We start from the raw sequence: 24,789 nt of genomic DNA, 5'->3' as shown, positions 1-24,789 counted from the left end.
AAAGCAGCGTGGAACTGGACCGGTTGGATCGTGACATCATCGGGGCTCTCGTCGAGGACGCCCGCGCAACCTATGCCGAGATCGGGCAGCGGGTGGGCCTGTCCGCCTCGGCGGTCAAGCGCCGGGTCGACCGGTTGCGCGAGGTGGGGGCGATCACCGGGTTCACCGCCAGGGTCGAGCCCACGGCGCTCGGCTGGACCACCGAGGCCTATGTCGAACTGTTCTGCGCGGGCAAGACCTCGCCGTCGGAGATCGGGGTCGCCGTCACCCGGCATCCCGAGGTCGTCTCGGCGTGCACCATCACCGGTGAGGCGGACGCACTGCTGCACATCAGGGCCACCGACGTGCGCCATGTGGAGCAGGTGATCGAGCGCATCGCCGCCGAGCCCTTCGTGGTCCGTACGAAGAGTTCCATCGTGCTCTCCCGGCTGATCGACGCCCCTCTGCTGACATCGCGCAACGAATCGCCGTTCCTCGCCTGAATCACGCAAGAGACCTGCGGCAACGCGCAAGATCAGGCTATTGGCCCCGAATATGCCCCGTTTCTAGGCTGGTGCCGTCTCCCACCACAACATCCTTTACGGGGTTCTCAATGACGAGGCACTACCTCATGTGTCGGCCCGACCACTTCGCCGTCGAGTACGCGATCAACCCGTGGATGGACCCGGAGGCGGGCGCGGACCGTGAGGTCGCGATCCGCCAGTGGGAGGGGCTCAGGGGCGTCTACGAGGAGCTCGGCCACCGGGTCAGCCTGATCGACCCGGTGGAGGGCCTGCCCGACATGGTCTTCGCCGCCAACGGCGCCCTGGTCGTGGGCGGCCGGGTGTACGGCGCGCGCTTCACGCATCCCGAGCGGGCCGCGGAGGGCCCCGCCTATCTGGAGTGGTTCACCTCCAACGGCTACACCGCCGCGCGTGAGGCCGAGTTCACCAACGAGGGTGAGGGCGACTTCCTCACCCTCGACCACCTGGTGCTCGCGGGGACCGGGTTCCGCACGGAGGTGGCGGCGCACGGGGAGGCGCAGGAGTTCCTCGGCCGCCCGGTGGTCTCGCTGCGGCTGGTCGATCCCCGCTTCTACCACCTCGACACCGCGCTCTTCCCACTGAACGGGCACAACGTGGCGTACTTCCCCGAGGCCTTCTCCCCGGGGAGCCAGGAGGTGCTCAGGAACCTGTTCCCCGACGCCGTCGTCGCCACCGAGGACGACGCCGTGGTGCTCGGCCTCAACGCGGTCAGCGACGGCACCCACGTGGTGATCAACGCCGAGGCGACCGGCCTGCAGCTGGAGCTCAAGCGGCGCGGCTTCGAGGTCGTGCCGGTCGAGCTGGCCGAACTGCGCAAGGCGGGCGGAGGACCCAAGTGCTGCACCCTGGAAATTCGGAGATAAAGCAGACAGAACGCAACAAAAGGCAAGGAACGGCGAACGGACCGATGACGAGCACAGAAGAGTTCATCGAGCTCAGCGAGCGCCGCAGCGCGCACAACTACCACCCCCTCCCCGTCGTGATCCACGAGGCTCAGGGCGCCTGGGTCACCGACGTCGAGGGCAGGCGCTACCTGGACTGCCTGTCCGGCTACTCCTCACTGAACTTCGGCCACGGCAACCCGAGGATCATCGAAGCGGCCCAGGAGCAGCTGGCCAGGCTCACCCTGACCAGCCGTGCCTTCTTCCACGACCAGTTCGCCGCCTTCGCCGCCGGTCTCGGCGACCTCACCGGCAAGGACATGGTCCTGCCGATGAACACCGGCGCGGAGGCCGTGGAGACCGCGATCAAGGTGGCCCGCAAGTGGGGCTACGAGGTCAAGGGCGTGCCGGACGGCCAGGCCGAGATCATCGTGATGGAGGACAACTTCCACGGCCGTACCACCACGATCGTCAGCTTCTCCACCGACCCCGACGCCCACGACGGCTTCGGCCCGTACACCCCCGGCTTCAGGATCGTGAAGTACGGCTCGATCGAGGCGATCCGCGAGGCCGTGGGCCCCAACACGGTCGCGGTGCTGCTCGAACCCATCCAGGGGGAGGCGGGCGTGCTCGTCCCGCCGGACGGCTACCTCACCCAGGTCCGCGAGCTCTGCTCGGCGGAGAACATCCTGATGATCGCCGACGAGATCCAGTCGGGGCTCGGCCGTACCGGTGAGACCTTCGCCTGTGAGCACGAGGGCGTCGTGCCCGACGTCTACGTGCTGGGCAAGGCCCTGGGCGGCGGTGTCGTCCCGGTCTCGGCGATCACCGCCGACCAGGACGTGCTCGGCGTCATCAAGCCCGGCCAGCACGGCTCGACCTTCGGCGGCAACCCGCTGGCCTGCGCGGTCGCGAACGCGGTCGTCGAGATGCTCCGCACCGGCGAGTACCAGGCGCGGGCCAGGGAGCTCGGCGCGGTGCTGCACGAGAGGCTGCGCGCCCTCGTCGGCCGGGGCGTGGTCACCGTACGCGGCCGTGGCCTGTGGGCGGGCGTCGACATCGACCCCTCCCTGGCCACCGGCAGGCAGGTCTCCGAGGCGCTGATGCGCCTGGGGGTGCTGGCCAAGGACACCCATGGCTCGACGATCCGTCTCGCCCCGCCCATCGTCGTCTCCGAGGAGGACCTCCTGTGGGCCGTCGACCGGCTCGCCGAGGCCCTGACGGAGTTCGCGAAGTAGGAGATCACCGGCCTCGGTTACGTTCCAGGCGATCTAGGCTGGAGTGGACATCACGCCGCCGCCGTGGAAGCCGCCGTACGGGCCGCCCCGGCGGACGCGGCGCGGGCGGTGACTCGGGGGGGTCGGCAGGTGGCGGCGTCGGGTGGGCTTGGTCGGCGTTCTCTCCTGACCGGGCCGGGCCCCGGCGCCAGGCCGCCCCTGCGCGCGCGGCTCACCGGCCCCGCGGGGCTTCTCATGGTCGCGATCTCCGTCGCGGCCATGCTCGCCGTCTCCCTGCTCGGGCCGTCCGCGGCGGTTCCCGAGCTGGGCGCCGGTGCGCCGCCCTGGTCCCTGCGCCTGGACCCGCCGCAGACGCCGGTGATCCAGCTCGGCTGGGTGGCCCTGCTCATCGGGGGCCTGGGGACGTGCGCCGCGCTGTACGCGCTGCGCCGCGGGTGGCTCCCCGTGCGGGGCCTGTTCGCGGCCGGCACGCCGCTCGTCGTCGTCCTCCTGACGCTCGTACCGCCCGCCGGGTCGACGGACGTGCTCAACTACGCGGTCTACGGGCGGATCGCCGCGCTGGGACACGACCCGTATGTGACTCCCCCGGCCTGGCTGCACGGGATCGGTGACCCGGTCGGCGACCTGACCCCGCTCGCCTGGCGGAACACCCCCTCGGTTTACGGCCCGCTGGCCACCTGGGCGCAGCTCGCGGCCTCCCGGCTCGGCGGCGACTCCATGGCGGCGACCGTTTTCGCCTTCAAGGTCATCCTCGCCCTGGCGTTCCTGCTGTCGGCGGTCATGCTCGACCGGCTCGCCGGGCCGGAACGCGATCGGCGGGTCAGGGCGCACCTGCTGTGGAGCCTCAACCCGCTGATGCTGTGGCACGTGGTGCTCGGCGGCCACATGGACGGTCTGGGCGCGTTCCTGCTGGTGGCCGCCCTGTTCGCGCTGCGCAGGCCGGGGATGGGCTCCGGCCTGGTCTCCGGGGCGCTGCTGGGCGCCGCGGCGGCCGTCAAGGCGCCGTTCGTGCTGGCCGGGGCCGGGCTCGCCTGGGCCGCCCGCCACCGGGCGGGACCGTTCCTGACCCTGGGGATGGGCGCGTTCACCGCGCTGGTCACGCTGTACGCGACGCAGGGTCCCGAGGCGCTGGCGAACGTGGCGGGCAAGGTCGGCGACCGTTCGCTGGCCGACCCGTGGCAGGTGCTCGTCAAGAACCTGGGGCCCGAGGCCGTGGAGCTCGAAGGGCGGCTCGCCCTGGGCGCGGCGTTGATCGCCGCGCTCCTGCTGTGCTGGCGGCTGCCGCAGGGACCGCCCGGCCTGCCCGCCGTACGGCCCGCGCTGGCGTGGTGCCTGGGCTGGCTGCTCACCTCGCCGGTGCAGCACCCCTGGTACGACGCGATGCTGTTCCCGCTGCTCGCCCTGATGCCCGCCTCCCGGCTCGACGGGCCGCTGCTCGTCAGGGGCGTCGTCACCGGGCTGGTCTACCTGCCGGGCGCGACCGCCCTGCTGCGGTTGCAGCCGACACCGTTGACCCGGTGGATCGCCGAGGTCTACCGGCCGTGGATCGCCCCGCTGGTCTCGGACGCCGTCATCCTGTACGTCGTCGTGCTCGCCCTGGCCGGTGCCCTGGGCCTGCGCGCCCTGCCCGTGGTACGGCGGGCCGCCGTACCCGAACGGGAGCCGGTCCACACCGGGTGAGCCGTCAGGTGAGGCGCACGGTGGTGATCTCGGAGACGTCGTCCCCGGAGATGGTCGCGGTGTCCCAGCGGGCCGAGGGCGGCGTGGTGTCCAGGGACAGGGTGGCCAGCGCGTTGGAGAACCACGGACCGTTGGTCACCCGCCAGGCGAACGGCGGCCTGGGAATGCGCGCCAGGCGTGCGAGCCAGCCGCCGACCAGGGTGGCCAGGCCGAACTGCGCGACGATGTTGGCCAGTCTGAGCGTACGGCTCAGCGGGTTGCGGATCGGCGAGCAGACGAGCTGGTGGACGGGCAGCCCGTCCACCTTGGCCACGTAGGAGTAGTGCACGTCACCGGAGAGCAGGATGACCGGTTTGCCGACCTTCGCCAGCAGCCGGGACAGGTCCTCGAAGGAACGGCGGAAGGCCGCCCAGTGTTCGAGGTCGAAGGCCTGGCGCAGGGCCTCCGACCAGCGGGCGACCGATCTTCCCCAGGCTCCCTGGGCGAGGGCCTCGTTCCAGTTCTGGACGTGGTGGATGCCCGCGGGCAGCAGGAACGGCACCGAGGTGCCGATCACGAAGCGCTCCGCGCCGTCCCTGTCGAGCTGCTCGACGAGCCACTCCCACTCGACCGGGTCGATCATGCGCCGGTCTCCGGGGGTGAGCTGCCTGGCGCAGCGGGAGTCGAGCATGATCAGACGGGTGTCGCCGAGGTCGCGGCAGTAGCTCCACCTGCTGTCCACCGGGACCTCGTAGGCGTGCTCGGCGAAGGCGTCGAGCAGCTTTCCCCCGTCGCCCTCGGTCGCGCGCAGCTCACGGAACAGCCCGTCGGCGGCGCGCTCGGCCGGTGACATGTTGCCCAGGTGCTGGTAGATCCAGTAGGCGCCGAGGCCGGAGACCACCCGCCTGTGCCACCAGGGGACCCCGGCCATCTTCTCCCGCCAGTCGGCGGAGGTGTTGAAGTCGTCCCGCAGGTCGTGGTCGTCGAAGATCATCGCGGTGGGCACGGACGAGAGGATCCAGCGGATCTCCGGATCGGTCCAGGCGATCCGGTACAGCTCGGCGTACTCCTCGAAGTCGGCGATCTCGGTCCTGGGCTCGCTGTCCCTGCGCGCGGCGATGAACTCGAGCATCTCGGCGGACGGCTCGTCGGCGTAGACCTGGTCACCGAGCAGCAGGAGCAGGTCGGGCCACTCCTCTGGGGGCCTGCCGGCCAGGACGCGGGCGTAGGCGCGCAGCACGTCCACGCCGTGGGAGAGGGTGTGCGGGGCGTCGTGCGGCACACTGGTCCGGCACGAGCCGAACATCACCCTTTTCGGGCCGCCCGGATCCAGGAACCGGATGTGACCGGCCGGGCGGCCGGGCGGCGGCCACACCACCTCCCCGTCGAGACGGACCCGGTAGTCCCCCTCGCCCTCGACGTCCACGACGGCGTAGTGGTGGCCGTGGACGGAGAAGGTCGGCGAACTCGCCCGGGCCCCGTCCGCCTCGACGGTCACCTCGCACGGCACGCTGGTCTCGACCCAGATCGAGGCGCTCGTCGCGTCCACATGACGCAGCAGCGGACCGACCACAAGTTCCGGCACGTTCATCCCCTCAGGCCATCGCGGAACGGTTGGTTCCCGCCGTTTCGAGGTGTGCCTCTGCCCGGCGGACCGTTCGGATAACGACTGTCCCATCCCATTGGGGAAACGCACAAAAAACGGCCATCAGTCCGCAACATATCCATCATGACATGGCAAAGAACCCATAAATAGTGTGATCACCACAAACCATCAAGAGTGGAGCAATGGCGCTCCGCTCACCGCATGGAGGCCTGACCCTCATGACCCTCATGGTGCCGTCAAAGACGCCGGCGACCACCCTCACCGACCACGATCCCCTCGAAGCCGCCCTGCGCCGTCTCGACGAGACGGCGCTCCTGCTCGGGCTGGACGACGGCCTGCGCGCGATGCTCGCCTCCCCCCGCCGCTCCCTGAGCGTCTCGGTGCCGGTCCGCCGCGAGGACGGCCGGATGGACGTCGTCCAGGGCTTCCGGGTGCAGCACAGCACCGTCCTCGGCCCGGCCAGGGGCGGCACGCGCTTCGCGCCCTCGGCAGACCTCCAGGAGGTCACCGCGCTGGCCATGGTCACGACCTGGAAGCACGCGCTCGCGGGCGTGCCGTACGGCGGGGCCAGGGGAGGTGTCCGCGTCGACCCCGCGGGGCTGGACGCCCGGGAGCTGGAGCGGGTGACCAGGCGATACGTCAACGAGATCATGACGATCGCCGGTTCCGACGGGGAGGTCCCCACGCCCGACCCGGACGCCGACGAGCGGATCGCCGCCTGGATGGCCGACGGCCGTTCGGCACCCGGCACAGCGGTCGGCACAGCGGTCGGCACGGTGACCGGCACAGCGGCCGGCGAGGCCGTGGCGGCGGCCGTGCTGGGGGTCCTGGGAGAAGGCGTCCGTACGGTCGCGGTGCACGGCCCGGGCGAAACCGCCCGGCTGGCCGCGTTGCGCCTGGCCGAGGAGGGCTTCCGGGTGGTCACGCCCTCCGGCGGTGAGCCTCTCGGGCTCGGGGTGGACGCGCTCGTCCTGGCCGCCCCGGTCACCGCGGATCCGGCCCGCGACGTCAGGGCCTCTGTCGTGGTCGAGGCGGCCGACGGCCTGCTGTCCCCCGGGGCCGACGCGGTCCTCGCCGAGGCGGGGACCGTCGTGGTCCCCGACGTCCTGACGGGTGCGGGCGAGGTGCTCGCCGCCCGTCCCGACCTGGCCCGGCGGTGCTTCGACACGGTCGCGGCGACGGCCGCCGAGCGCGGGATCACCCTGCGTCAGGCCGCCTGGGCCGTCGCCGTCGGGCGGGTCGCCCGGGCGCACGGGGCACGGCTCCAAGACCCCCTGCCGTAAGCCTTCCGTGTCCCGCCCCGAGGCAGGGCGAAGGCCCGGTCCCCCTAGGGGCCGGGCCGTGAGACCTCCCGCCGCCCTCGGGGCGGCGGGGGAACGCTCAGGAGCGCAGCGCGGGAACGGCGGTGCCGTCTCGCTCGGCGAGCCTGCCCGCAGGCCGCTCGGCGAGCCGGTCCGACGGCCGCTCCGCGGGGGCCTCGTTCAGGGCCCTGACCAGTCGTTCGAGCTCGCTCATGAGTTGTTCGGTGCGTTCGGTGCCGTAGGCGGCCTCGATCTCCCTGTGGTGCTCCGCGATCGATCCCTCGACGCGGTTGAGCAGCTCGGCACCACGGTCGGCGAGGAACACCGCGACCCTGCGGCGGTCGGCGGGGTCGTGACCGCGATAGACGAACGCGCGGTCGATGAGCCGGTCGATCGCCTTGGTGAGCGTCGGATGCGGCATCAGAACCGTCTCGGCCAGATCCCCCATCGAGTGACCGCAATCGTCGGCGAGGGCACGAAGTATGCGCCACTGCTCGACGCTGACGTCCTCAGCGGTGAGCGCGGCGGCCAGACCCCGGTTGACACTACGCTCAGCTCGGCTGAGCAGGTAGGCCAGCGAGGATCCCAGCCCGGTCGTCACCATGTGAAGCTCCCGTCTGTATCCCGGGTGAGTAACGGGCCTCCCATACCCGTCCTTTCAGGAGGATACTCTGCAATGTGGCAGAAGCCATCACACCCGTGATCGAACCCCTGGAAGCTCAGCTCCTCCAAGGGGTCGCCCTACGTGTCGGGCTCGTGGTCCCCATCTCCGGGGTCCTCGGGCTTGTCGGTCCATGCGCGATCAACTGCGCCGTCCTCGCCTCCGACGAGGTGAACCTCACAGGCGGCATTCTCGGCAGACCGGTCGAGCTGGTCCTCATCGACGGAGGGAGACCCGCGGAGGAGGTGGCCGCCGAGGTCGGGGAACTGGCGCGCGGCAAGGTGATCGACGCGGTCGTCGGCACCTGTGGCAGTGACGTCCGGATCTCGATCGTGCGGGCGCTCGCCGGGCGCCTGCCGTTCGTCTACGCCCCTCCCTACGAGGGAGGCGGCCACTCCCCCGGCGTCTACTTCCTCGGGGAGACACCGGAACGGCAGCTCAAGCCGGGGCTCGACTGGCTGATCGAGCTGCGGCGGGCCAAGCGGTGGTTCCTGCTGGGCAACGACTACATCTGGCCGCGCCTGGTTCACGGGGCCACCCGGCGCTACCTCGCCTCGCGCGGGGCGTCGGTGGTCGGCGAACGCTACGTCCCGTACGGCAAGCCCGACCTGAGCAGGATTCTGGACCACCTGGTGGCCAGCAGGCCGGATGCCGTGCTTCTCAGTCTGATCGGCAGTGACCTGGTCGACTTCAACCGCGCCTTCACCGCGGCAGGCCTCGGCTTCCCCCGTCTCTGCGGGGCGCTGGAGGAGCACGGCCTGCTCGGCATCGGCGGCGACGACACCGGCGAGCTATACGGCGCTATGGGGTATTTCTCCAGTCTCGTCACCGATGACAGCTTGAGTCTGGGAGAGCGTTACACTCGCCGTTTCGGATCAAATGCGCCGTTGCTCAACGGGCACGGCCAGGGCTGCTATGAGGCGGTGCTGATGCTCGCGGCACTCGCGAGACGCGCGGGAACCCTCCACGTGCCCGCGCTTGACGAGGTCGCCGACGGCACCTCGATCATCACCGCGCGGGGACGCCTGACCCTCCAGGACCACGGGGTACGGCGTGGCGCCCACATCGGCAGAGCGGACGGTCTCGATTTCGACATCGTTCGATAAAAAGTTGCCTCTGCAAACTTTTCCTTTTCAAGGATTCGTCCTAAAGTGACGCTTGCAACATCTCTTTTAGGAGTAGTTCCATGACTACTGACCCCTCCCTGGAACAGTTCGGTTACCGGCAGGAGCTCCGAAGGACGCTGAGCTTCAACGACCTGCTGATCTACGGACTGATCTTCATGGTCCCGATCGCGCCCTTCGGGATCTTCGGAAGCGTCTTCCAGGCGTCCGGTGGCATGGTCGCACTCGCGTACATCATCGGTATGGTCGCCATGGCCTTCACCGCGTTCTCCTACGCGCAGATGGCCAAGGCCTTCCCGATGGCCGGTTCGGTCTACACCTACGCGGGCCGGGGAATCGTCGGTCCCGTCGGATTCATCGCCGGCTGGGCGATGCTGCTCGACTACGTGCTGGTGCCCGCGCTGCTGTACCTCATCGCCAGCCTGGCGATGGCGTCGTTCGTACCGCTGCCGGTATGGGCCTGGCTGCTGGTGTTCGTCGTCCTCAACACGGTCGTCAACTACACCGGCATCCAGATGACCGCGCGGATCACGAGGTACATGCTGATCGCCGAGCTCGTCGTGCTCGCGATCTTCATCATCATCGGTCTGTTCGCGCTCCTTCAGGGCAAGGCGCAGACCGGCGCGTTGACTCCGTTGTTCAACCCCGACACCTTCTCCTGGCCGCTGGCCTTCGGTGCGGTCTCCGTCGCGGTGCTCTCCTTCCTCGGTTTCGACGGTATCTCCATGCTGGCCGAGGAGAGCAAGGTCGACAGCGCCAAGATCGGCCGCTCGATGATCGCCGCCCTGGGCCTGGCCGGTGCCCTGTTCATCGTGCAGACCTGGATCGGCGCGCTGCTCACCCCCAACCGCAGCCAGCTGCTGAGCGGTGGCGACCCCAACGGCACCGCCTTCTACGACATGGCCGAGTTCGCCGGTGGCCACTGGCTGAGCATCCTGACCGCGATCTCCACCGCCATCGCCTGGGGCTTCGCCAACTCCCTGGTCGCCCAGGCCGCCACCTCGCGTCTGCTGTACGCCATGGCCCGTGACCGCCAGCTGCCCGCCTTCCTCTCCAAGATCCACCCCAAGACCAAGGTGCCGGTCAACGCCACCATCCTGGTGGCTCTGGTCTCCCTGGCGGTCGGCATCTTCCTGGCCAACCGCGAGGACGGCGTCGCCCTGATCAGCGGCCTGGTGAACTTCGGCGCGATGACCGCCTTCCTGGCGCTGCACCTGTCGGTGATCGTGCACTACTTCTTCAAGAAGCGCAGCCGTGACCTGTGGCGGCACCTGCTCGCCCCGCTGATCGGCTTCGGCATCCTGGTCTACGTGGTGATCAACGCCAGCATCGCCGCGCAGGTCGTGGGCATCGTCTGGCTCGCCATCGGCCTGCTGGTGCTCGCCACCTTCTTCGCCTACGGCCGCCGCCCCCTGCTGGCCGCCCTCGGCGAGTCGCACGACGCCCCCCTGAAGTAGGTCCCCCGCGACGTCGCCGCACACCCCCCGCGTCACGCCCCCTTCCGATTCACACAAGGACAGTAGATGCACGAGATCTTTCTTGAGGTGGAGGAGGGTTCCACCTGTGCCCTCCCCGGTTCGGTGACGCGCCTCAGCCAGGCGGGTGTGCGGTGAACGTCGTCTCCTACCGTCCCTCCCCCGAGGAACTCAGCTACACCTTCGGCGGCAGGCCCGCCGTCGGCACGGTCAAGCCCGGCACGATCCTCGAGCTCTACACCGAGGACTGCTTCGGCGGCCGGGTCCGCTCCGTCGACGACCTGCCCTCGCAGGTCTGCGAGTTCCCCTACCTGAACCCGGTGACCGGCCCCTTCCACGTCGAGGGCGCCGAGCCCGGAGACACGCTGGCGCTGCACTTCGTCTCCATCGAGCCCGCCAGGGACTGGGCCGTGTCGGCGACGTTCCCGCACTTCGGGGCGCTGACCGGCACGCACACCACCGCCATGCTGACCCCGCCGCTCGACGAGGTCGTCTGGCGTTACGACATCGACGTGGCCGCGGGTGTGGCGCGTTACCACGCCCGCAACAGCGACTTCACCGTGGACCTGCCGCTCGACCCGATGCACGGCACGGTCGGCGTCGCGCCCGGCGCGTCCGAGGCCCGGATGACCATCACCCCGGACGCCCACGGCGGCAACATGGACACCCCGGAGCTGCGTGCCGGGGTGACCGTCTACCTCGGCGTCAACGTGCCGGGCGGCCTGTTCGCCGTCGGCGACGGGCACGCCCGCCAGGGCCACGGCGAGGTGTGCGGCACGGCCATCGAGTCGGCGATGAACACCGTGGTCGCGGTCGAGCTGATCAAGGGCGTCACCACCCCGTGGCCGCGCCTGGAGGACGACCACAGCCTGATGTCGACCGGTTCGGCCCGTCCGCTTGAGGACGCCTACCGGATCAGTCAGCACGACCTGGTCACCTGGACCTCGGAGGTCACCGGCCTGGAGACGCTGGACGCCTACCAGCTGGTCAGCCAGATCGGCGAGGCTCCGGTCGGCAACGTCTGCGACAGCAACTACACGATGGTCGCCAAGCTCCCCAAGGCCTACCTCGGCGGGGGCGGCGTCTACGAGTCGGCCCACGAGCGTCTGCGCGACCTGGGCCGGCAGTACCTCGCCCAGCGCTGACGGCGCGGGCCCGCGGGGAAGAGACGTCCCGCGCCGCGTACCGCCGGGGTACGGGGCGCGGGGCCTCCCGGAAAAGGCCGGAAAAGACCGGAGAACGCCACGGGGCCGGTCCTCTCGGATCTGAGAGGACCGGCCCCGTCGTCGTTCCGCCCTGGCTCAGCCCGCGCCCGGGACCGTGACGTTCTTCTCCTTGAAGCCGAAGCCGCTGCCGGTGGCCTGCCGCTGCAGTTCGCCGAAGACGTCCTTGCTCGCGTCGAGGTCCTTCTCGGTCGCCGTCCCGCCCTTCAGTTTGCTGGTCAGGGCGGCGAAGCTGTTGGTCACGCTCTGCACCGCGTGGCACAGCGCCGGGTTGGCCTCGGCGAACCTCTTGGCCACCTTGAGCTCGTGGAGGGCGAACAGCCCGGCTATGGCGGCCTTGACGAAGGTGCGCTTGCGCTTGTCCGCGCCCTCCTTGAACCCGCCCGCCCGCAGCGGCTTGTAGATGTAGCGGTGGAAGGCGCCCAGCGCGAGCCCGGCGTGCAGGGCGAAGCGCGTCTTGGCGAACCGCTTGGTGTTGCCCGTCGTCGGGCAGGGTGAGTTGTCGCCGGAGACCGTCGGCGACGGCGCGACCCCCGCCCCCTGCGCGCCGACCGGCCCGTTGGCCTGCCCGCCCGCCGCCGGCGCCCCGGCCGCCGGAGCCTTACTCGCCGGAGGCGCCATGGCCGAGGGCGCGCCGGTGCCGCAGCCGCCGAGCAACATCACCGCCAGGAACACCGCGGTCAGCGCGGCGCCCGATCGAGCACTCCGCTCAGTCACTTCTCCCCCTCGCTGGAAATCCGTGACGTCACGGCCGGTTTCCGCACGGGGGGATCATGGATGCCCGGCAACCGCCACAGACAGGATGAGACGGCTTCTCACCGCCCATGGCATCGTCTCCCACCTTCGGCCAGAAAACCGGCATCGACACACCCAGGGGACGACTCACCCCACGCAGGCGGTCACGATCTCCTCGCACAGGGCGTGGGTGGCCAGGGCGTCCCGCGCGTCCACCGGCGTGCCGGCGCGGACTGCGCCGAGGAACTCCAGGCAGGAACGTTCGATGCCACGCTGGCGGGAGACGGGGGTCCAGTCTCCGCGCCGGGTCAGGGTCTCCGCGCCGGCGTGGTCGATCACGTCGGCGAGGTTGACCACCCGCCGCTTGACTCCCCCGCCCATCACCTCGACCGTCTCCTCGGCGGCGCCGCTCACCCTGCTCATGATCCCGAAGGCCGTGAAGCCGTCTCCGGACAGTTCGAGCGTCACGTGTTCGAGCAGGCCGTCCCTGACCCTGGTCCTGATCCCGGTGTGGTCGACCCGTCCGGGCACCAGGAACCTGAGGGTGTCCACGACGTGGATGAAGTCGTCGAGGACGACCACCCGGGGGTCCTCGGCGAGGTCGGCCCGGTTCTTCTGCATCACGACCAGCTGGCGGGGCAGGCCGAGCAGGTCCGTGTACGGCGGCGCCCAGCGGCGGTTGAACCCCACGAAGAGCGAAACCCCCCGGTCGCGCGCGAGCCGTACCAGGCGCTCGGACTCGGCCAGCGTGTAGGCGATCGGCTTGTCCAGGTAGACGTGCACCCCGGCCTCGATCAGCGGTTCGGCGATCTCCACGTGGGCCTCGGTCGCCGCGTGCACGAAGGCCGCCTCGACCCCGGCGTCGATCACCTCGCCGACCGAGGCGAGGCGGCCTCCGATCCGGTGGGCGTCGCCGAGGCGGTCGAGGGTGGCGCGGTCACGGGTGCACAGGTGCAGGTCGAGGCCGGGGAGCGCGGTCAGCACCGGCAGGTAGGCCTTGCGCGCGATGTCCCCGAGGCCGATCATGGCGATCTTCATGCTCAGAGCGTACGGCTCACGCCGCCCTGGCCGGCCGGTCGCGCCACCAGGCGATCGTCGCGGCCAGCGCCTCGTCCATCGGGGTCGGCGTCACGCCGAAGGTCGTCTGGAAGTCGGCCGAGTCCATGACGAAGGGCCGGACGAACTGGTAACGCAGTTCCTCAAGCTCGGCGAGCATGGGGGACACGAGCCCTCCTGCGCGGATCATCCAGTGGGGCATGGACCTGACGCCGGGGTTCCTGACGCCCGCGATCTCGCACATCCGCTCGGCGACCTGGCGCGCCGTGATCGGCTCCGTCGTCGGGACGTGCCAGGCGCGGCCCCAGGAGCGGTCGTCGGTGGCGGCCGTCACCAGGGCGGCGGCCACGTCGGGCACGTAGGTCCAGCTGTGCGGCTGGTCGGGGTCGCCGATCATACGCACCGTCTTCCCGCCGAGCAGCCGGGGCACCAGCCGTTCCCCCAGATGTGACTGGTCGAGGCAGCCGGGTCCGAAGTAGTCCGACCCCCGCACCTCGGTCACCCGGACCTGGCCCGCCCGGTGGGCCTCCAGCGCCTGCCGCCACATCCGCGCCCTGATCTCCCCCTTGGCGCTGGGCGGGGTGAGCGGGTCGTCCTCCCGCATGGGCCGTCCGGGAGCGGCGTAGACGTAGAGGTTGCCGAGGATGACGTATCCCGCCCCGCTCTCCCGTGCCGCGCAGAGCAACGACTCCGCCAGCGGAGGCCAGTCCTGCGCCCAGCGGTGGTAGGGCGGGTTGACGCAGTTGTAGAGGGCGTCGGCGCCCCTGGCCAGGCCGGTCATCCGCCTCCCGTCGGCCGCGTCGGCGGCGATCCGGGTGACGCCCGGCAGGTCGGGGCCCGATCCCGATCGGCTGACGAGGACGACCTCGTGTCCCTGGCCGGCCAGGAGTCCGGCGACCTGCGAGCCGACCTGTCCGGCTCCCGCGACGACGTGCTTGCCCATGTCCGTTCCCTTTCCCTCGTTGTGCGCGGTCACTGGTTCCACACCAGCCGCAGCACGGCGTTGACGACGTAGACGGCGGCGAAGACGACGCCGGGGGCCACGCGGCCCGCCATGACCAGCGCCGCGGCGCCGCCACCGAACCACAGGACCTCAAGGGCCACCCTGGCGAACCCGGTGAGCGGGATCATCGCGCCGTTGGCGGCGCCGAAGACCGCCCAGACCGCGATGAACAGGGCGGGCGCGCCGAGTCCGAGCAGCAGCCGCAGCGGCCAGTTCGACCCCACGGTGAAGCCCCAGTAGGCGGTCGAACCGAGAACGCCCAGCTCAAGCAGGAACATGACGAGGAGGTTGACGTTCTTGGCCAGGGACAGCATCGGGGGACTCCTTGCAGATTGCCATTCCGTTTCGAGAGCAATGCTCTCTCAGATCCGTCGCACCGGTCAAGAGCAGTGCTCTCTTTTTCTTGCATCGCTCTGATATGGTCCGGGCATGAGCTCAAGCCGCACGGCGCGCGAACGTGTCCGCGCCGAACTGACCAGGGAGATCACCGACATCGCACGAGGCCAGCTGGCCACGGAGGGGGCGACGGGCCTGTCACTGCGCGCCGTCGCCCGGGAGATGGGGATGGTCTCCTCCGCGATCTACCGCTACTTCCCGTCCCGGGACGACCTGCTCACGGCTCTGATCATCGACGGCTACAACGCCCTCGGAGAGGCCGTGGAGCGGGCGGACGCCGCCGTCCCGCGCGAGGACCACACCGGCCGGTGGCTGGCGGTCTGCCACGCCGTACGGGACTGGGCGCTGGCCCACCCGCACGAGTACGCGCTGCTGTACGGCTCGCCGGTGCCCGGTTACAAGGCGCCGGTCGACACCGTCGCCGCGGCGATCCGCGACACCGTGGTCTACGGGCGGATCGTCTCCGACGCCCACGGCGCCGGGGTCCTGAACCCGCCGGGCGGCCTTCCCGCCCCGCCCGCGTCCTTCGGCGACGACGCGGGCCGGGTGCGGGACGTCATCCCCGAGGTCCCCGACGACGTCATCTCCCGCGCCCTGCTCGCCTGGACCGGGCTGTTCGGCTGGGTCAGCTTCGAGATCTTCGGCCAGTTCAACAACGCGGTCCTGGATCCCGCGACGGCCTTCGAACACACCATGCGCTGCCACGCGGCCCTGCTCGGACTGCCCGTCTGAGTCACCGGCCGGTGAGCAGTGTCCGATACTCGTCGGGCAGGCCCGCCATGACGTCGAGGAAGCCCCGCTCCGTGGTGGCCTCGCGCAGCGTGGTGAAGACGGCCCTGGCGTGCCCCCGCACGTCCTGACCGTCCGCCCGCTGCCGCTCGGCCACCCGCAGCACGAAGTCCTCAAGCGGCATCCGCACGCTCTCCGCGCGTCCCTCCGCCGCCCCCCGCTTGAGCGGCTCGTGCAGCGGCACGGCCAGTTCGCCGATCAGGTTCTCCGCCCTGCCCTCGGCGACGCACTCGGCGAGCGTCTCCAGCACCGCCTCGGTCGCGCGGTGGGCGTCGGCGGCCTCAAGCCCGGCGCGGCTCGCGACCCTGGCGAGGAACTCCTCCGCGGGCATCACCCGGACGCCGCGCCGCCGGGCCTCGGCCACCAGGGAGTCGAAGTCCTCCGGCAGGCAGGCGGCCACGCCGTCGATCGCCCCGGGCGCGGTCACCTCGCCGAGCAGCCAGAAGACCTCCCGCGCGTGCCGCGCCGCCACCTCGACGTCGACCCCCTCACGCTCGGCGACCCGGCGCAGGAACTCGTCCACGTCGAAGGGCTCGGGAGCCCTGCCGGTGCGCATCCACGCGCGCACCCGCTCCGGCAACCGCCCGAGCAGCCCCTCGCCGACCGAGAGCCGCTCACCCAGCGTCCCGAGTGTCGCGCGCACCGCGCGTTCGGCCTCGTCCTCGCCCAGACCGGCGTACCGCCTCAGGGTGCCGATGAAATCCTCGTACTCCACGGCTCACTCCTCCCCCGGCTCCTCCGGCCCCTCCTATGGTCAGCTACCCCGAATCCCGAATCGGCCACCAACCGCCCCGGTCAACTCGGCGTAGAGGGGCACGCCCCTCCTCCCGACCCCGCGGTACGGCCCGCACGACCCCCGGGGAGGGCGGCGGATGCGCACTATGCGGAACTTTGCGTCCTACCTATTGACGCAAGAATTCAAATTCCTGTTAATTGTCGTCAATCCCGCGACGGCGACCTCCTGTGGAGCCCGCCCGCGGCGTCACCGTCCACCCCGGGGCCGGTCTCTTGTCGTTTCGTGCTCGTTTTTTCCGTCATGCAAGGAAGTGAAAGAATGCCGAGAAACCGCCTCACGTCATCCCTTTTCTCAATGGCGGTCGCCGGCGTGCTGGCCGCCGTTCCCCTGGCCTCCCCCGCCTCGGCCTCCACCGCATCCGCCGCGCCCATCTGCGCGAGTGATTGGGATTCCGCCAAGGGCTACGCCGGTGGCCTGACCGCCTCCTACCAGGGCCACAATTGGCGGGCGAAGTGGTGGACGCGCGGCAACACCCCCGGCGGCCCGTCGGGCATCTGGACCGACCAGGGCGCCTGTGAGGCGAGCGAGGGCAACTTCGTCGTCACCGAGGCGCAGTTCAACGAGATGTTCCCCAAGCGCAACCCCTTCTACACCTACAACGGCCTGGTCACGGCACTGAGCGCCTACCCCGCATTCGCGGGCACCGGCGGTGACACGGTCAAGAAGCAGGAGGCCGCGGCCTTCCTGGCCAACATCAACCACGAGACCGGCGGCCTGGTCCACATCGTCGAGGTGAACACCGCCAACTACCCCCACTACTGCGACACCGACCAGCCCTTCGGCTGCCCCGCGGGCATCTCCTCCTACTACGGCCGGGGCCCGATCCAGCTGAGCTGGAACTTCAACTACAAGGCCGCCGGCGACGCCCTGGGCATCGACCTGCTCAACAACCCCAACCTGGTGCAGACCGAGGCCTCCGTCGCCTGGATGACCGGCATCTGGTACTGGATGACCCAGAACGGCCCCGGCACGATGACCCCGCACAACGCGATGGTCAACGGCGCCGGGTTCGGTGAGACGATCCGCAGCATCAACGGCCGCCTGGAGTGCGACGGCGGCAACCCCAGGCAGGTGCAGAGCCGCATCGACGCCTACAAGCGCTTCGCCGCGATCCTCGGGGTCGACCCGGGTGACAAGCTGAGCTGCTAGCGGTCACGACGGGCGGGGGCGCGCACCCCCGCCTGTGAGGGCCGCCCGGACAGGCGTCCGGGCGGCCCTCACAACGATGTCACTCCTGGATCAGGCAGATCAGGTAGTGGCCGGGCAGGCCCTCCTTGGCCCCGACGACCACCTTGGTGGGGTTGCTGTACCGGCAGGCGGCGACCGGGTCACCCGACCCCTTGTAGACGAGCCGCCCATTCCTGTCGGTGGAGTAACACCTGATGGAGCCGTACTCGTAGAAGCCCAGTTCTGAGCCGTAGCTGACCTTCGCGGCGCAGTACTCACCGGTGGTCATGGGCCCCTGGCCCTGTTCGACGACGGCGGCCTGCGCGGGGGCGGCCACCGACAACGCCGCCGAGGCGGCCAGCACGGCACCGGAGAGCAAAGTGAGAACACGTCGGGACATAGCTGTCTCCAATCAGAAAGGAAATGGCTGGTGTTTCCCGTTCTCCGCTGATCCCGAAGGACCGCCGGAAAGACTTCAGACCTCGACCAGGCAGATCAGGTAGTGGGACGGCAGGCCTTCCTTGACACCGACGATCACACGGCCCGGGTTGCTCGACCGGCAGGCGTCGTAGGCGTTTCCCGTCCCCAGGTAGGCGAACCGCCCCCCGACGTAGCCGTAGCAGTTGAGGGAGCCGCGTTCGTAGAGACCGACGACGGAGCGGGAGTCGATCCGGGCGATGCAGTACTCACCCGTGGTGATCGGGCTCTCGCCGCGCTCGACGACGGCGGCCTGTGCGGGGGCGGCGACCGTGAGCACCGCCGAGGCGGCCAGCACGGCACCGGAAAGCAAAGTGAGAACACGTCCAGGCATGACTGTCTCCATAGGGAAAAGGCCTTCGGCTTTTCGTTCCCAGCTGTGCCGAGATTCCCGCAGGACCATTTGACCTCAACGGTCCGCCACCGATAGCGGGACTCGCGTCGACGACAGAGCATCTAGACGAAGTATTGGATAGGAAACTTTCCTACGCAATACCATGGGGCCCGCCAAATTCCCGGTTCTGCGAGGTCCTCATAGCCCTCGGCGGTAAACAGCGCCTCACCGGCAAAGCGGGAAGGGACCCGCCCCCGCAGGTCCCTTCCCGGGTCAACCTTGGAAACGCCGTCCGGCTTACAGGTCCGGCAGCCAGGAGCCGTGGAAACCCGCCGGGACGCGGCGGGGAAGCCGGACCGAGGCGACGAACTCCAGATCCGCCGCGTCCAGGACGAGCAGCCGGGAGCCCTCCCCCGAGTGGTCGGTGACGATCGACATCAGCCAGCCGCCGTCCTCGGCCGCCGCGTCCGCCGCGGGCACGAAGATCGCCTCACCGGGGCGCCCCTCGGTGTCCCTGACCAGGGTCGCACCGGTCTCGGTGTCGTACTTCACGACCGCGTCGTCGGAGACGGTGTACAGCAGGCGGCTGTCACGGCCCAGCAGGTCCTCGTTGAACGTGGGGAACTCCACCGCGCGGTCGTCGCGCTGCTCCTCGGTCACCCCGCCGGTCGCCGGGTCGAGCACCCAGCGGTGCAGCACCGCTCCCCCGGTCTCGGCCGCGGGGTTGGCGGCGCCGCCGATCCTGCCCCAGATGGAGACGAAGGACTCACGCGTGTAGCGGATCGCGTCGAGCACCACCCGCCCCGAGGCGTCCTCACGGGCGTTGCCCACGTGGAAGACGTAGCACGGGTCGACGTCGAACCACGTCACCTTCCCCGCGCGGTCCATCACGCCGATCCTGGCCCCGTAGGAGTCGCTCCACTGGAACGGCAGGCTCTTGCCGACCAGTTCCATGTCGAAGACGACCGGCAGGTCGAGCCAGATCACATGGTTCTCGGTGATCGCGAAGTCGTGGATCATCGTCGGCCCGGGCACCTCGACCTCACGGCTCTCCACCAGTTCCCCGGCCGCCGACAGGCGGTGGTAGGTCAGGTAGGGCGGCATGAAGCCGTACCCGAAGAAGTGCAGCTCACCGGTCACCGGGTCCAGCTTGGGGTGGGCGGTCATCCCCGTGGTCAGCCGCCCGCCGAAGTCGCACGGCCCGACCGTGTCGAGCTCGGGCGTCATCTCGTACGGGAAGCCGCTCTCGACCAGCGCGAGGATCCTGTCCGCGTGCCGGATGACCGAGGTGTTGGCGCTGACGGCGGTCCTGTCGAGGCCGTCCGGGCCGAGGAGCCTGGCGCCCTCGGTGAAGGAGCGGGTGCGGACCCAGCGGTTGCGGTACCACTCCGCGCGGCCGTCGCGCAGCCTGACACCGTGGATCATGCCCGCCCCGGCGAACCAGTGCCCCGAGTCCTGGCCGGGCAGCGGGTTGGGCCCGTTGCGGAAGTAACGGCCCGTCAGCTCGGGAGGCAGGGCGCCGGTGACCGGCAGGTCGAAGGCGCCGATCTCGTCGGGGACCGGGGCGAGGTCACCGCTGAGGTAGGCGGGGGTTCCGGAGATCCCGGGAGTGGTGGTCACGTTCTGCTCCAGATGACTCGGTGGGAATCGCGAGGACGGTCAGGCCGCCTGGCCCCGGAACCGGGCCGCGGCGATCTTGGGATAACGGGCGGTGAAGACCATGGGCACCACGAAGGTGACGATCTTGACGGCGATGACGGCGGTGGTGGCGTGCGGAGCGACGCTCAGCAGTACGGCCAGCAGCACCGCGGCGACGACGAAGGCGGCACCCCACACCGCGGTGATGACCGCGTTGACCCGGTAGAACTGGGGAGTCCGCCAGATCTCCTCAGGGGCCATGCTCCTGGCGATGCCGAGGGTGAAGGGCTTGCGGATGGCCAGCGACCCCCAGGCGGTGAGCGCCAGCCAGGCGTTGACGAGGGCCGGGCCGTACGGGATGAGCGAGGAGGAAGGACCGGCGAAGGAGACGGCCGCGCTCAGGACGAAGAAGATCGCGGCGCTGGTCTCGATCACCATCTGGTCCCAGTCCTTGCCGGAACGGCGGTCCACGACGATGAGCCCGAGCGCGATCACCAGCCCGGCCAGGGCCCCCCAACGCCACTCGTCACCGGTGGCGATCACGGCGTAGACGATCCACGGGAGGAACCCAAGGAAACTGCGGACCATGACTTGCTCTCTTCGCGCTCGATATTCCTGTGCAGACAGGTCAAAGGTAGAACTTCCTGTAATGACATGTCAACACAGGAATGTAGGATCGAGGCATGAGCCTCCGACACGCATTGCTCGGCCTGCTGAGTCAGGGACCCGCGAGCGGCTACGACCTGCTGAAGACCTTCGACATCTCCCTCGCCAACGTGTGGCCCGCCACGCAGAGCCAGGTCTACGCCGAGCTCGGCCGTCTGGCGAGCACAGGCCTGGTCGAGGTGACCTCGGAAGGCCCGCGGGGCCGCAAGGAGTACGCCGTCACCGAGGCGGGGCGCGCCGAGCTGCGGCGCTGGCTGACGGAGACCGACCCCGGCCCCCTGGCCAGGCGCAGCGAGATGCTCCTGCGTGTCTTCTTCCTCGGCGAGGTCTCCCACGAGCAGGCCGGCGCCTACCTGCGACGGCAGGCGGAACTCGGCGAGGAGCGAATCGGCAAACTGGCCCCCCTGCGGGAGATGATCAGCGCGATGGACGACGGCCTGTCGGTGTACGGCAGGCTCGCGCTCGAATGGGGGATGCGTTTCAGTGCCATGCAGCGAGACTGGGCGCTGTGGGCGGAGCAGGAGCTCGAACGGCTGCCCGCCGACAGGGGCTGCGACAGGGACTGTGAACGGAAGCCGGAATCCGGGGCCTGCGAGGAGGCGGACCGGACATGACTCGGCCGCGCCACGGGCGGATCTCGCCGTGGACGCGGCCAGGTTGAGGACACCGGGAACAACGGGGGCGCGACCGCCCGATCGGCGGCCTCCCGGGTGCGCCGCCCGGCGGATCACGCCGGGCGGGCGTCCTTCTTCGAACGGGAAACCCCGGGACAGAGGTCCTAACGACCGGCGCGGTTGACCGCGGAGATGATGGCCTTCAGGGACGCGGTCGTGGTGTTGGCGTCGATGCCGACACCCCACAGGGCCTGTCCATCGACCTCACACTCGATGTAGGAGGCCGCCTTGGCGTCGGTTCCCGCGCTCATCGCGTGCTCGGCGTAGTCCAGGACACGGACCTGGACCCCGATCCCGCTCAGGGCGTCGCAGAAGGCCGAGATGGGGCCGTTGCCGACGCCCTCGACCTCACGGATCTCACCGTCGACGCGCAGGTCGGCACCGATGGCGTCCTTGTCGTCCCCCCTGGAGACCGTACGGTGGGCCAGCAGGCCCAGGCGCCCCCACGGGCTGGCCGGGTTGGGGAGGTACTCGTCGGTGAAGACCTCCCACATCTGGGCCGGGCTCACCTCTCCCCCCATCTCGTCGGTACGGCCCTGCACGACGCGGGAGAACTCGATCTGCAGGCGGCGCGGCAGGTCCAGATGGTGGTCGGCCTTCATGATGTAGGCGACCCCGCCCTTGCCCGACTGGCTGTTGACCCGGATGACCGCCTCGTAGGTCCGGCCGATGTCCTTGGGGTCGATCGGCAGGTACGGCACCGCCCAGGTGAAGTCGTCCACCGGCACGCCCGCGGCGGCGGCGTCGCGCTCCATGTGCTCCAGGCCCTTCTTGATGGCGTCCTGGTGGGAGCCGGAGAAGGCGGTGTAGACCAGCTCGCCGCCCCAGGGGTGGCGCGGGTGGACAGGCAGCTGGTTGCAGTACTCGGTGACCCGGCGGACCTCGTCGATGTCGGAGAAGTCGATCTGCGGGTCGACGCCCTGCGAGAACAGGTTCATGCCCAGCGTGACCAGGCACACGTTGCCGGTGCGCTCGCCGTTGCCGAACAGGCAGCCCTCGATGCGGTCGGCCCCGGCCATGTAGCCCAGCTCGGCGGCGGCCACGGCGGTGCCCCGGTCGTTGTGCGGGTGCAGCGACAGCACGATCGAGTCGCGGTAGGCCAGGTTGCGGTGCATCCACTCGATCTGGTCGGCGTAGACGTTCGGCGTGGCCATCTCCACCGTCGCGGGCAGGTTGACGATGACCTTGCGCTCCGGGGTCGGCTGCCAGACGTCGTTGACGGCGTTGCAGACCTCGACGGCGTACTCCAGCTCGGTCCCGGTGAAGGACTCGGGCGAGTACTGGAAGTAGATCTCGGTGCCCTCCAGCTCGGCGGCGAGCTTCTTGCACAGCTTGGCGCCCTCGACCGCGATCGCGGTGATGCCCTCCCTGTCCTGGCCGAAGACGACCCTGCGCTGCAGCGTCGAGGTCGAGTTGTACAGGTGGACGATGGCCTGCTTGGCGCCGCGCAGCGACTCGAAGGTCCGCTCGATCAGCTCGGCCCTGGCCTGGGTGAGGACCTGGATCACCACGTCGTCGGGGATCCGGCCCTCTTCGATGATCTGCCGGACGAAGTCGAAGTCGGTCTGCGAGGCGGAGGGGAAGCCGACCTCGATCTCCTTGTAGCCCATTCCCACCAGCAGCTCGAACATCTTGAGCTTGCGGTGGGAGTCCATCGGGTCGATCAGCGCCTGGTTGCCGTCACGCAGGTCCACGGCGCACCACTGGGGGGCGCGCTCGATGACCTTCCCCGGCCAGGTGCGGTCGTCCAGTCGTACGGCGTCGAAGGGCTGATAGCGCGCGAAGGGCATGGAACTGGGCTGCTGCTGCGGATACATGAGGCTCCTCGGCTGGAAAGACGATCACGGCCGACACGCATGGCTCGCTCCGCGACGAGGGAGCCGGCCTGTTACAGGCCCTCGTCGCGGCAGCTAAGAAGCAGCCCGCGCAGCATGCCTAGCACGTTAGCAGACGGTTGCGAATACCTGAGACGCGGTCTCACATCGCGGGACGTGTGGGGCGTGAGCGGCGCGTGTGCCGTGCCCGTCCCCTGGGCGGCGCCCGGCGGGAGGCCCGCGGAGGGTCGCGGACTACAGTGGCGTTACCGTGGCGCTGCTGTCGACGACAGGGGGATCGACCATGAAGGACGACGACATCCTCGCCCACATCCACGAGCTGATCGCCGAGGAACACGGCCTGCGGCGGCGGCTGGCCTCCGGCGGCATCTCCTCACACGAGGAGAACAACCGGATCAGGGAGCTTGAGGAGGCCCTCGACCAGGCGTGGGACCTGCTCAGGCAGCGCAGGGCGCACAGGGAGTTCGGCGAGGACCCCGACTCGGCGGCGCCGCGCCCGGTGCGGGAGGTCGAGGAGTACCGCCAGTAGCGCGGACCGGCCCGAGGGTCCTCAGCCGAGTGGCCTTCCCTGGCAGCGGGAGTCGACGGGGAGCATGGGCCGGGACGGGGCGATCCAGGAGGCCATGTTCTGCTCCACGTACCAGCCGTACAGGTTGACCTGGGTCCTGGGCACCTCGCCCGGATCGGGGCACAGCACCCTGGACTTGAGCTCGTCGTTGCGGACGAAGCTCACGGCGCCCTCCCGCCCGAGGACGGTGAACATCCGGTCGTCGCCCGCGACCAGGTAGCCGACGAGCACCCGGGGCTTGCCCTCCTCCTCGATCTGCAGCGCGGTCAGCGGCAGGATCGGCGCCCGCATCACGACCACCCCGATCAGGAACGGCGCGAAGACCGCGATGGCGATGGCGATGCCGTGGGTGAGCGTCCGCGCGGCGATCAGGGGGACGGGCCCGGTGAGCAGCACCGAGACCCCCGGCGGAAGCGTCAGCAGGATCGCGGTCGGCACGTCGTGGATGGTGAAGGCCGTGACGATCGCGGGCCACAGCACCACGTAGGACAGCAGCGCGATCATCAGCGGCAGCGCGTAGCAGAAGGCGGTGCGCAACCCCTCGTGATGCGGGAACCGGTCGCGGACCGTGAGACCCGCCGCGGCCAGCGCCAGCATCACCAGCGTCGGCAGGAAGCGCAGCTGCCAGGAGAACAGGCCGACCACGACGGCCAGGACGACCACCCAGCTGGGAAGCCGCTGCGCGGTGCGCACCAGCCACGAGGAACGGCGCGCGCTGATCCAGTAGAGGGTGCCCAGCACCCTGCCGCCCAGGATGAGCGCGGGCAGCACCCACACGCTCGTGAGCAGGACGGCGGTCAGCATGCCCAGTGGACTGATGCTCTGCACGAGGAGGAGCAGCGTCTGGGTGTCCTGCCTGCTGGCGTACCACAGCCGCAGCACCAGCAGGACGACGGGGAAGACCGGCAGCAGCGCGAGCAGCCATTCCTGGTTCCTCGGCGTGGCCATGACTCGCCGGGGGCG

At 70.0% G+C, this 24,789-nt stretch carries 25 protein-coding genes; 12 read left to right on the top strand and 13 right to left on the bottom strand.

The genetic code is table 11. The annotated features are described in order from the left end of the window. Positions 1-8 precede the first annotated feature (8 nt). The 4 genes from ABZ463_RS09265 (at position 9) to mptB (ending at position 4,323) form a co-directional block, all read left to right on the top strand. A complete protein-coding gene (locus tag ABZ463_RS09265; RefSeq protein WP_352008634.1) occupies positions 9-482 on the top strand; it encodes an Lrp/AsnC family transcriptional regulator in 474 nt (157 codons plus the stop codon). Between the two features lie 110 nt (positions 483-592). Further along, complete coding sequence (gene ddaH, locus ABZ463_RS09260) at positions 593-1,387, top strand: dimethylargininase (protein ID WP_362774699.1); 795 nt, start codon at positions 593-595, stop codon at positions 1,385-1,387. Between the two features lie 44 nt (positions 1,388-1,431). Further along, positions 1,432-2,643 (top strand): ornithine--oxo-acid transaminase, encoded by a 1,212-nt coding sequence (gene rocD, locus ABZ463_RS09255; RefSeq protein ID WP_352008632.1) that lies wholly within the window; start codon positions 1,432-1,434, stop codon positions 2,641-2,643. Positions 2,644-2,877: 234 nt separating this feature from the next. After that, complete coding sequence (mptB, locus tag ABZ463_RS09250) at positions 2,878-4,323, top strand: polyprenol phosphomannose-dependent alpha 1,6 mannosyltransferase MptB (RefSeq protein WP_362774695.1); 1,446 nt, start codon at positions 2,878-2,880, stop codon at positions 4,321-4,323. Between the two features lie 4 nt (positions 4,324-4,327). Here the strand turns inward: mptB and ABZ463_RS09245 are convergent, their stop codons facing one another. Next, complete coding sequence (locus tag ABZ463_RS09245; RefSeq protein ID WP_362774692.1) at positions 4,328-5,887, bottom strand: alkaline phosphatase D family protein; 1,560 nt, start codon at positions 5,885-5,887, stop codon at positions 4,328-4,330. Positions 5,888-6,126: 239 nt separating this feature from the next. Between ABZ463_RS09245 and ABZ463_RS09240 the strand changes: the two genes are divergently transcribed. After that, positions 6,127-7,191 (top strand): Glu/Leu/Phe/Val dehydrogenase dimerization domain-containing protein, encoded by a 1,065-nt coding sequence (locus ABZ463_RS09240; protein WP_362774689.1) that lies wholly within the window; start codon positions 6,127-6,129, stop codon positions 7,189-7,191. A 97-nt stretch (positions 7,192-7,288) separates the two neighbouring features. Here ABZ463_RS09240 and ABZ463_RS09235 read toward each other — a convergent pair whose 3' ends face one another. Beyond that, the gene (locus ABZ463_RS09235) at positions 7,289-7,813 is read right to left on the bottom strand and encodes a MarR family winged helix-turn-helix transcriptional regulator (protein WP_362774686.1); all 525 of its coding nucleotides are present in this window, start codon (positions 7,811-7,813) and stop codon (positions 7,289-7,291) included. A gap of 74 nt (positions 7,814-7,887) precedes the next feature. On the opposite strand from ABZ463_RS09235, the gene ABZ463_RS09230 reads away from it, so the two are divergent. The 3 genes from ABZ463_RS09230 to ABZ463_RS09220 all read left to right on the top strand — a co-directional run bounded on the left by ABZ463_RS09230 (position 7,888) and on the right by ABZ463_RS09220 (position 11,614). Beyond that, positions 7,888-8,976 (top strand): substrate-binding domain-containing protein, encoded by a 1,089-nt coding sequence (locus ABZ463_RS09230; protein WP_362774684.1) that lies wholly within the window; start codon positions 7,888-7,890, stop codon positions 8,974-8,976. 80 nt (positions 8,977-9,056) lie between these two features. After that, a complete protein-coding gene (locus tag ABZ463_RS09225; protein ID WP_352008626.1) occupies positions 9,057-10,451 on the top strand; it encodes an APC family permease in 1,395 nt (464 codons plus the stop codon). Between the two features lie 152 nt (positions 10,452-10,603). Next, positions 10,604-11,614 (top strand): acetamidase/formamidase family protein, encoded by a 1,011-nt coding sequence (locus tag ABZ463_RS09220; RefSeq protein ID WP_362774681.1) that lies wholly within the window; start codon positions 10,604-10,606, stop codon positions 11,612-11,614. A gap of 156 nt (positions 11,615-11,770) precedes the next feature. Here the strand turns inward: ABZ463_RS09220 and ABZ463_RS09215 are convergent, their stop codons facing one another. The 4 genes from ABZ463_RS09215 to ABZ463_RS09200 all read right to left on the bottom strand — a co-directional run bounded on the left by ABZ463_RS09215 (position 11,771) and on the right by ABZ463_RS09200 (position 14,800). After that, positions 11,771-12,409, bottom strand: a complete 639-nt coding sequence (locus ABZ463_RS09215; protein ID WP_362774678.1) for a hypothetical protein — start codon at positions 12,407-12,409, stop codon at positions 11,771-11,773. Between the two features lie 165 nt (positions 12,410-12,574). Beyond that, positions 12,575-13,465: a Gfo/Idh/MocA family oxidoreductase gene (locus ABZ463_RS09210; protein ID WP_362774675.1), complete on the bottom strand. Its 891-nt coding sequence runs from the start codon at positions 13,463-13,465 to the stop codon at positions 12,575-12,577. Positions 13,466-13,481: 16 nt separating this feature from the next. Continuing rightward, positions 13,482-14,426 carry an NAD-dependent epimerase/dehydratase family protein gene (locus ABZ463_RS09205; RefSeq protein WP_362774672.1) on the bottom strand — a complete coding sequence of 315 codons (945 nt, stop codon included), beginning with the start codon at positions 14,424-14,426 and terminating at the stop codon, positions 13,482-13,484. Positions 14,427-14,455: 29 nt separating this feature from the next. Then, complete coding sequence (locus ABZ463_RS09200; RefSeq protein WP_352008621.1) at positions 14,456-14,800, bottom strand: YrdB family protein; 345 nt, start codon at positions 14,798-14,800, stop codon at positions 14,456-14,458. Positions 14,801-14,915: 115 nt separating this feature from the next. Between ABZ463_RS09200 and ABZ463_RS09195 the strand changes: the two genes are divergently transcribed. Further along, complete coding sequence (locus ABZ463_RS09195) at positions 14,916-15,614, top strand: TetR/AcrR family transcriptional regulator (protein WP_362774668.1); 699 nt, start codon at positions 14,916-14,918, stop codon at positions 15,612-15,614. Position 15,615: 1 nt separating this feature from the next. Here the strand turns inward: ABZ463_RS09195 and ABZ463_RS09190 are convergent, their stop codons facing one another. Next, on the bottom strand, positions 15,616-16,386 hold the full coding sequence (locus ABZ463_RS09190) for a DUF2267 domain-containing protein (RefSeq protein ID WP_362774665.1): 771 nt from the start codon (positions 16,384-16,386) through the stop codon (positions 15,616-15,618). Positions 16,387-16,761: 375 nt separating this feature from the next. Here ABZ463_RS09190 and ABZ463_RS09185 point away from each other — a divergent pair, with 375 nt between their 5' ends. Further along, entirely contained in the window at positions 16,762-17,616 is an 855-nt protein-coding gene (locus ABZ463_RS09185) for a glycoside hydrolase family 19 protein (protein WP_352008618.1), read from the top strand. A 79-nt stretch (positions 17,617-17,695) separates the two neighbouring features. On the opposite strand, the gene ABZ463_RS09180 is transcribed toward ABZ463_RS09185, so the two are convergent. From ABZ463_RS09180 to ABZ463_RS09165, 4 genes are all read right to left on the bottom strand, one after another. Continuing rightward, entirely contained in the window at positions 17,696-18,034 is a 339-nt protein-coding gene (locus ABZ463_RS09180) for a hypothetical protein (protein ID WP_362774662.1), read from the bottom strand. Between the two features lie 75 nt (positions 18,035-18,109). Further along, positions 18,110-18,445 (bottom strand): hypothetical protein, encoded by a 336-nt coding sequence (locus ABZ463_RS09175; protein ID WP_352008616.1) that lies wholly within the window; start codon positions 18,443-18,445, stop codon positions 18,110-18,112. A gap of 297 nt (positions 18,446-18,742) precedes the next feature. Then, the gene (locus ABZ463_RS09170; protein ID WP_362774659.1) at positions 18,743-20,065 is read right to left on the bottom strand and encodes a carotenoid oxygenase family protein; all 1,323 of its coding nucleotides are present in this window, start codon (positions 20,063-20,065) and stop codon (positions 18,743-18,745) included. A gap of 39 nt (positions 20,066-20,104) precedes the next feature. Beyond that, complete coding sequence (locus tag ABZ463_RS09165; RefSeq protein ID WP_352008614.1) at positions 20,105-20,671, bottom strand: hypothetical protein; 567 nt, start codon at positions 20,669-20,671, stop codon at positions 20,105-20,107. Between the two features lie 95 nt (positions 20,672-20,766). On the opposite strand from ABZ463_RS09165, the gene ABZ463_RS09160 reads away from it, so the two are divergent. Further along, positions 20,767-21,363 (top strand): PadR family transcriptional regulator, encoded by a 597-nt coding sequence (locus ABZ463_RS09160; protein ID WP_352008613.1) that lies wholly within the window; start codon positions 20,767-20,769, stop codon positions 21,361-21,363. A 164-nt stretch (positions 21,364-21,527) separates the two neighbouring features. On the opposite strand, the gene leuA is transcribed toward ABZ463_RS09160, so the two are convergent. Beyond that, complete coding sequence (gene leuA / locus ABZ463_RS09155; RefSeq protein WP_352008612.1) at positions 21,528-23,240, bottom strand: 2-isopropylmalate synthase; 1,713 nt, start codon at positions 23,238-23,240, stop codon at positions 21,528-21,530. A gap of 301 nt (positions 23,241-23,541) precedes the next feature. Here leuA and ABZ463_RS09150 point away from each other — a divergent pair, with 301 nt between their 5' ends. Further along, positions 23,542-23,787 (top strand): DUF2630 family protein, encoded by a 246-nt coding sequence (locus ABZ463_RS09150; protein ID WP_352008611.1) that lies wholly within the window; start codon positions 23,542-23,544, stop codon positions 23,785-23,787. A 21-nt stretch (positions 23,788-23,808) separates the two neighbouring features. Here the strand turns inward: ABZ463_RS09150 and ABZ463_RS09145 are convergent, their stop codons facing one another. After that, complete coding sequence (locus ABZ463_RS09145) at positions 23,809-24,774, bottom strand: hypothetical protein (RefSeq protein ID WP_362774653.1); 966 nt, start codon at positions 24,772-24,774, stop codon at positions 23,809-23,811. Positions 24,775-24,789 lie beyond the last annotated feature (15 nt).

Origin of the sequence: Streptosporangium sp. NPDC020145 (assembly GCF_040631275.1) — a bacterium.
In the GTDB taxonomy this organism is placed as follows: Bacteria; Actinomycetota; Actinomycetes; order Streptosporangiales; family Streptosporangiaceae; genus Streptosporangium.
This window is presented reverse-complemented; position numbering and strand designations above follow the sequence as displayed.

Bases quoted from the DNA above. Each gene is read 5' to 3' on its own strand.
- ddaH (WP_362774699.1), top strand. From the start codon at position 593: ATGACGAGGCACTACCTCATGTGTCGGCCCGACCACTTCGCCGTCGAG.
- rocD (WP_352008632.1), top strand. From the start codon at position 1,432: ATGACGAGCACAGAAGAGTTCATCGAGCTCAGCGAGCGCCGCAGCGCG.
- mptB (WP_362774695.1), top strand. From the start codon at position 2,878: ATGGTCGCGATCTCCGTCGCGGCCATGCTCGCCGTCTCCCTGCTCGGG.
- ABZ463_RS09240 (WP_362774689.1), top strand. From the start codon at position 6,127: ATGACCCTCATGGTGCCGTCAAAGACGCCGGCGACCACCCTCACCGAC.
- ABZ463_RS09235 (WP_362774686.1), bottom strand. From the start codon at position 7,813: ATGGTGACGACCGGGCTGGGATCCTCGCTGGCCTACCTGCTCAGCCGA.
- ABZ463_RS09225 (WP_352008626.1), top strand. From the start codon at position 9,057: ATGACTACTGACCCCTCCCTGGAACAGTTCGGTTACCGGCAGGAGCTC.
- ABZ463_RS09210 (WP_362774675.1), bottom strand. From the start codon at position 13,465: ATGAAGATCGCCATGATCGGCCTCGGGGACATCGCGCGCAAGGCCTAC.
- ABZ463_RS09205 (WP_362774672.1), bottom strand. From the start codon at position 14,426: ATGGGCAAGCACGTCGTCGCGGGAGCCGGACAGGTCGGCTCGCAGGTC.
- ABZ463_RS09200 (WP_352008621.1), bottom strand. From the start codon at position 14,800: ATGCTGTCCCTGGCCAAGAACGTCAACCTCCTCGTCATGTTCCTGCTT.
- ABZ463_RS09195 (WP_362774668.1), top strand. From the start codon at position 14,916: ATGAGCTCAAGCCGCACGGCGCGCGAACGTGTCCGCGCCGAACTGACC.
- ABZ463_RS09185 (WP_352008618.1), top strand. From the start codon at position 16,762: ATGGCGGTCGCCGGCGTGCTGGCCGCCGTTCCCCTGGCCTCCCCCGCC.
- ABZ463_RS09180 (WP_362774662.1), bottom strand. From the start codon at position 18,034: ATGTCCCGACGTGTTCTCACTTTGCTCTCCGGTGCCGTGCTGGCCGCC.
- ABZ463_RS09175 (WP_352008616.1), bottom strand. From the start codon at position 18,445: ATGCCTGGACGTGTTCTCACTTTGCTTTCCGGTGCCGTGCTGGCCGCC.
- ABZ463_RS09165 (WP_352008614.1), bottom strand. From the start codon at position 20,671: ATGGTCCGCAGTTTCCTTGGGTTCCTCCCGTGGATCGTCTACGCCGTG.
- ABZ463_RS09160 (WP_352008613.1), top strand. From the start codon at position 20,767: ATGAGCCTCCGACACGCATTGCTCGGCCTGCTGAGTCAGGGACCCGCG.
- leuA (WP_352008612.1), bottom strand. From the start codon at position 23,240: ATGTATCCGCAGCAGCAGCCCAGTTCCATGCCCTTCGCGCGCTATCAG.
- ABZ463_RS09150 (WP_352008611.1), top strand. From the start codon at position 23,542: ATGAAGGACGACGACATCCTCGCCCACATCCACGAGCTGATCGCCGAG.
- ABZ463_RS09145 (WP_362774653.1), bottom strand. From the start codon at position 24,774: ATGGCCACGCCGAGGAACCAGGAATGGCTGCTCGCGCTGCTGCCGGTC.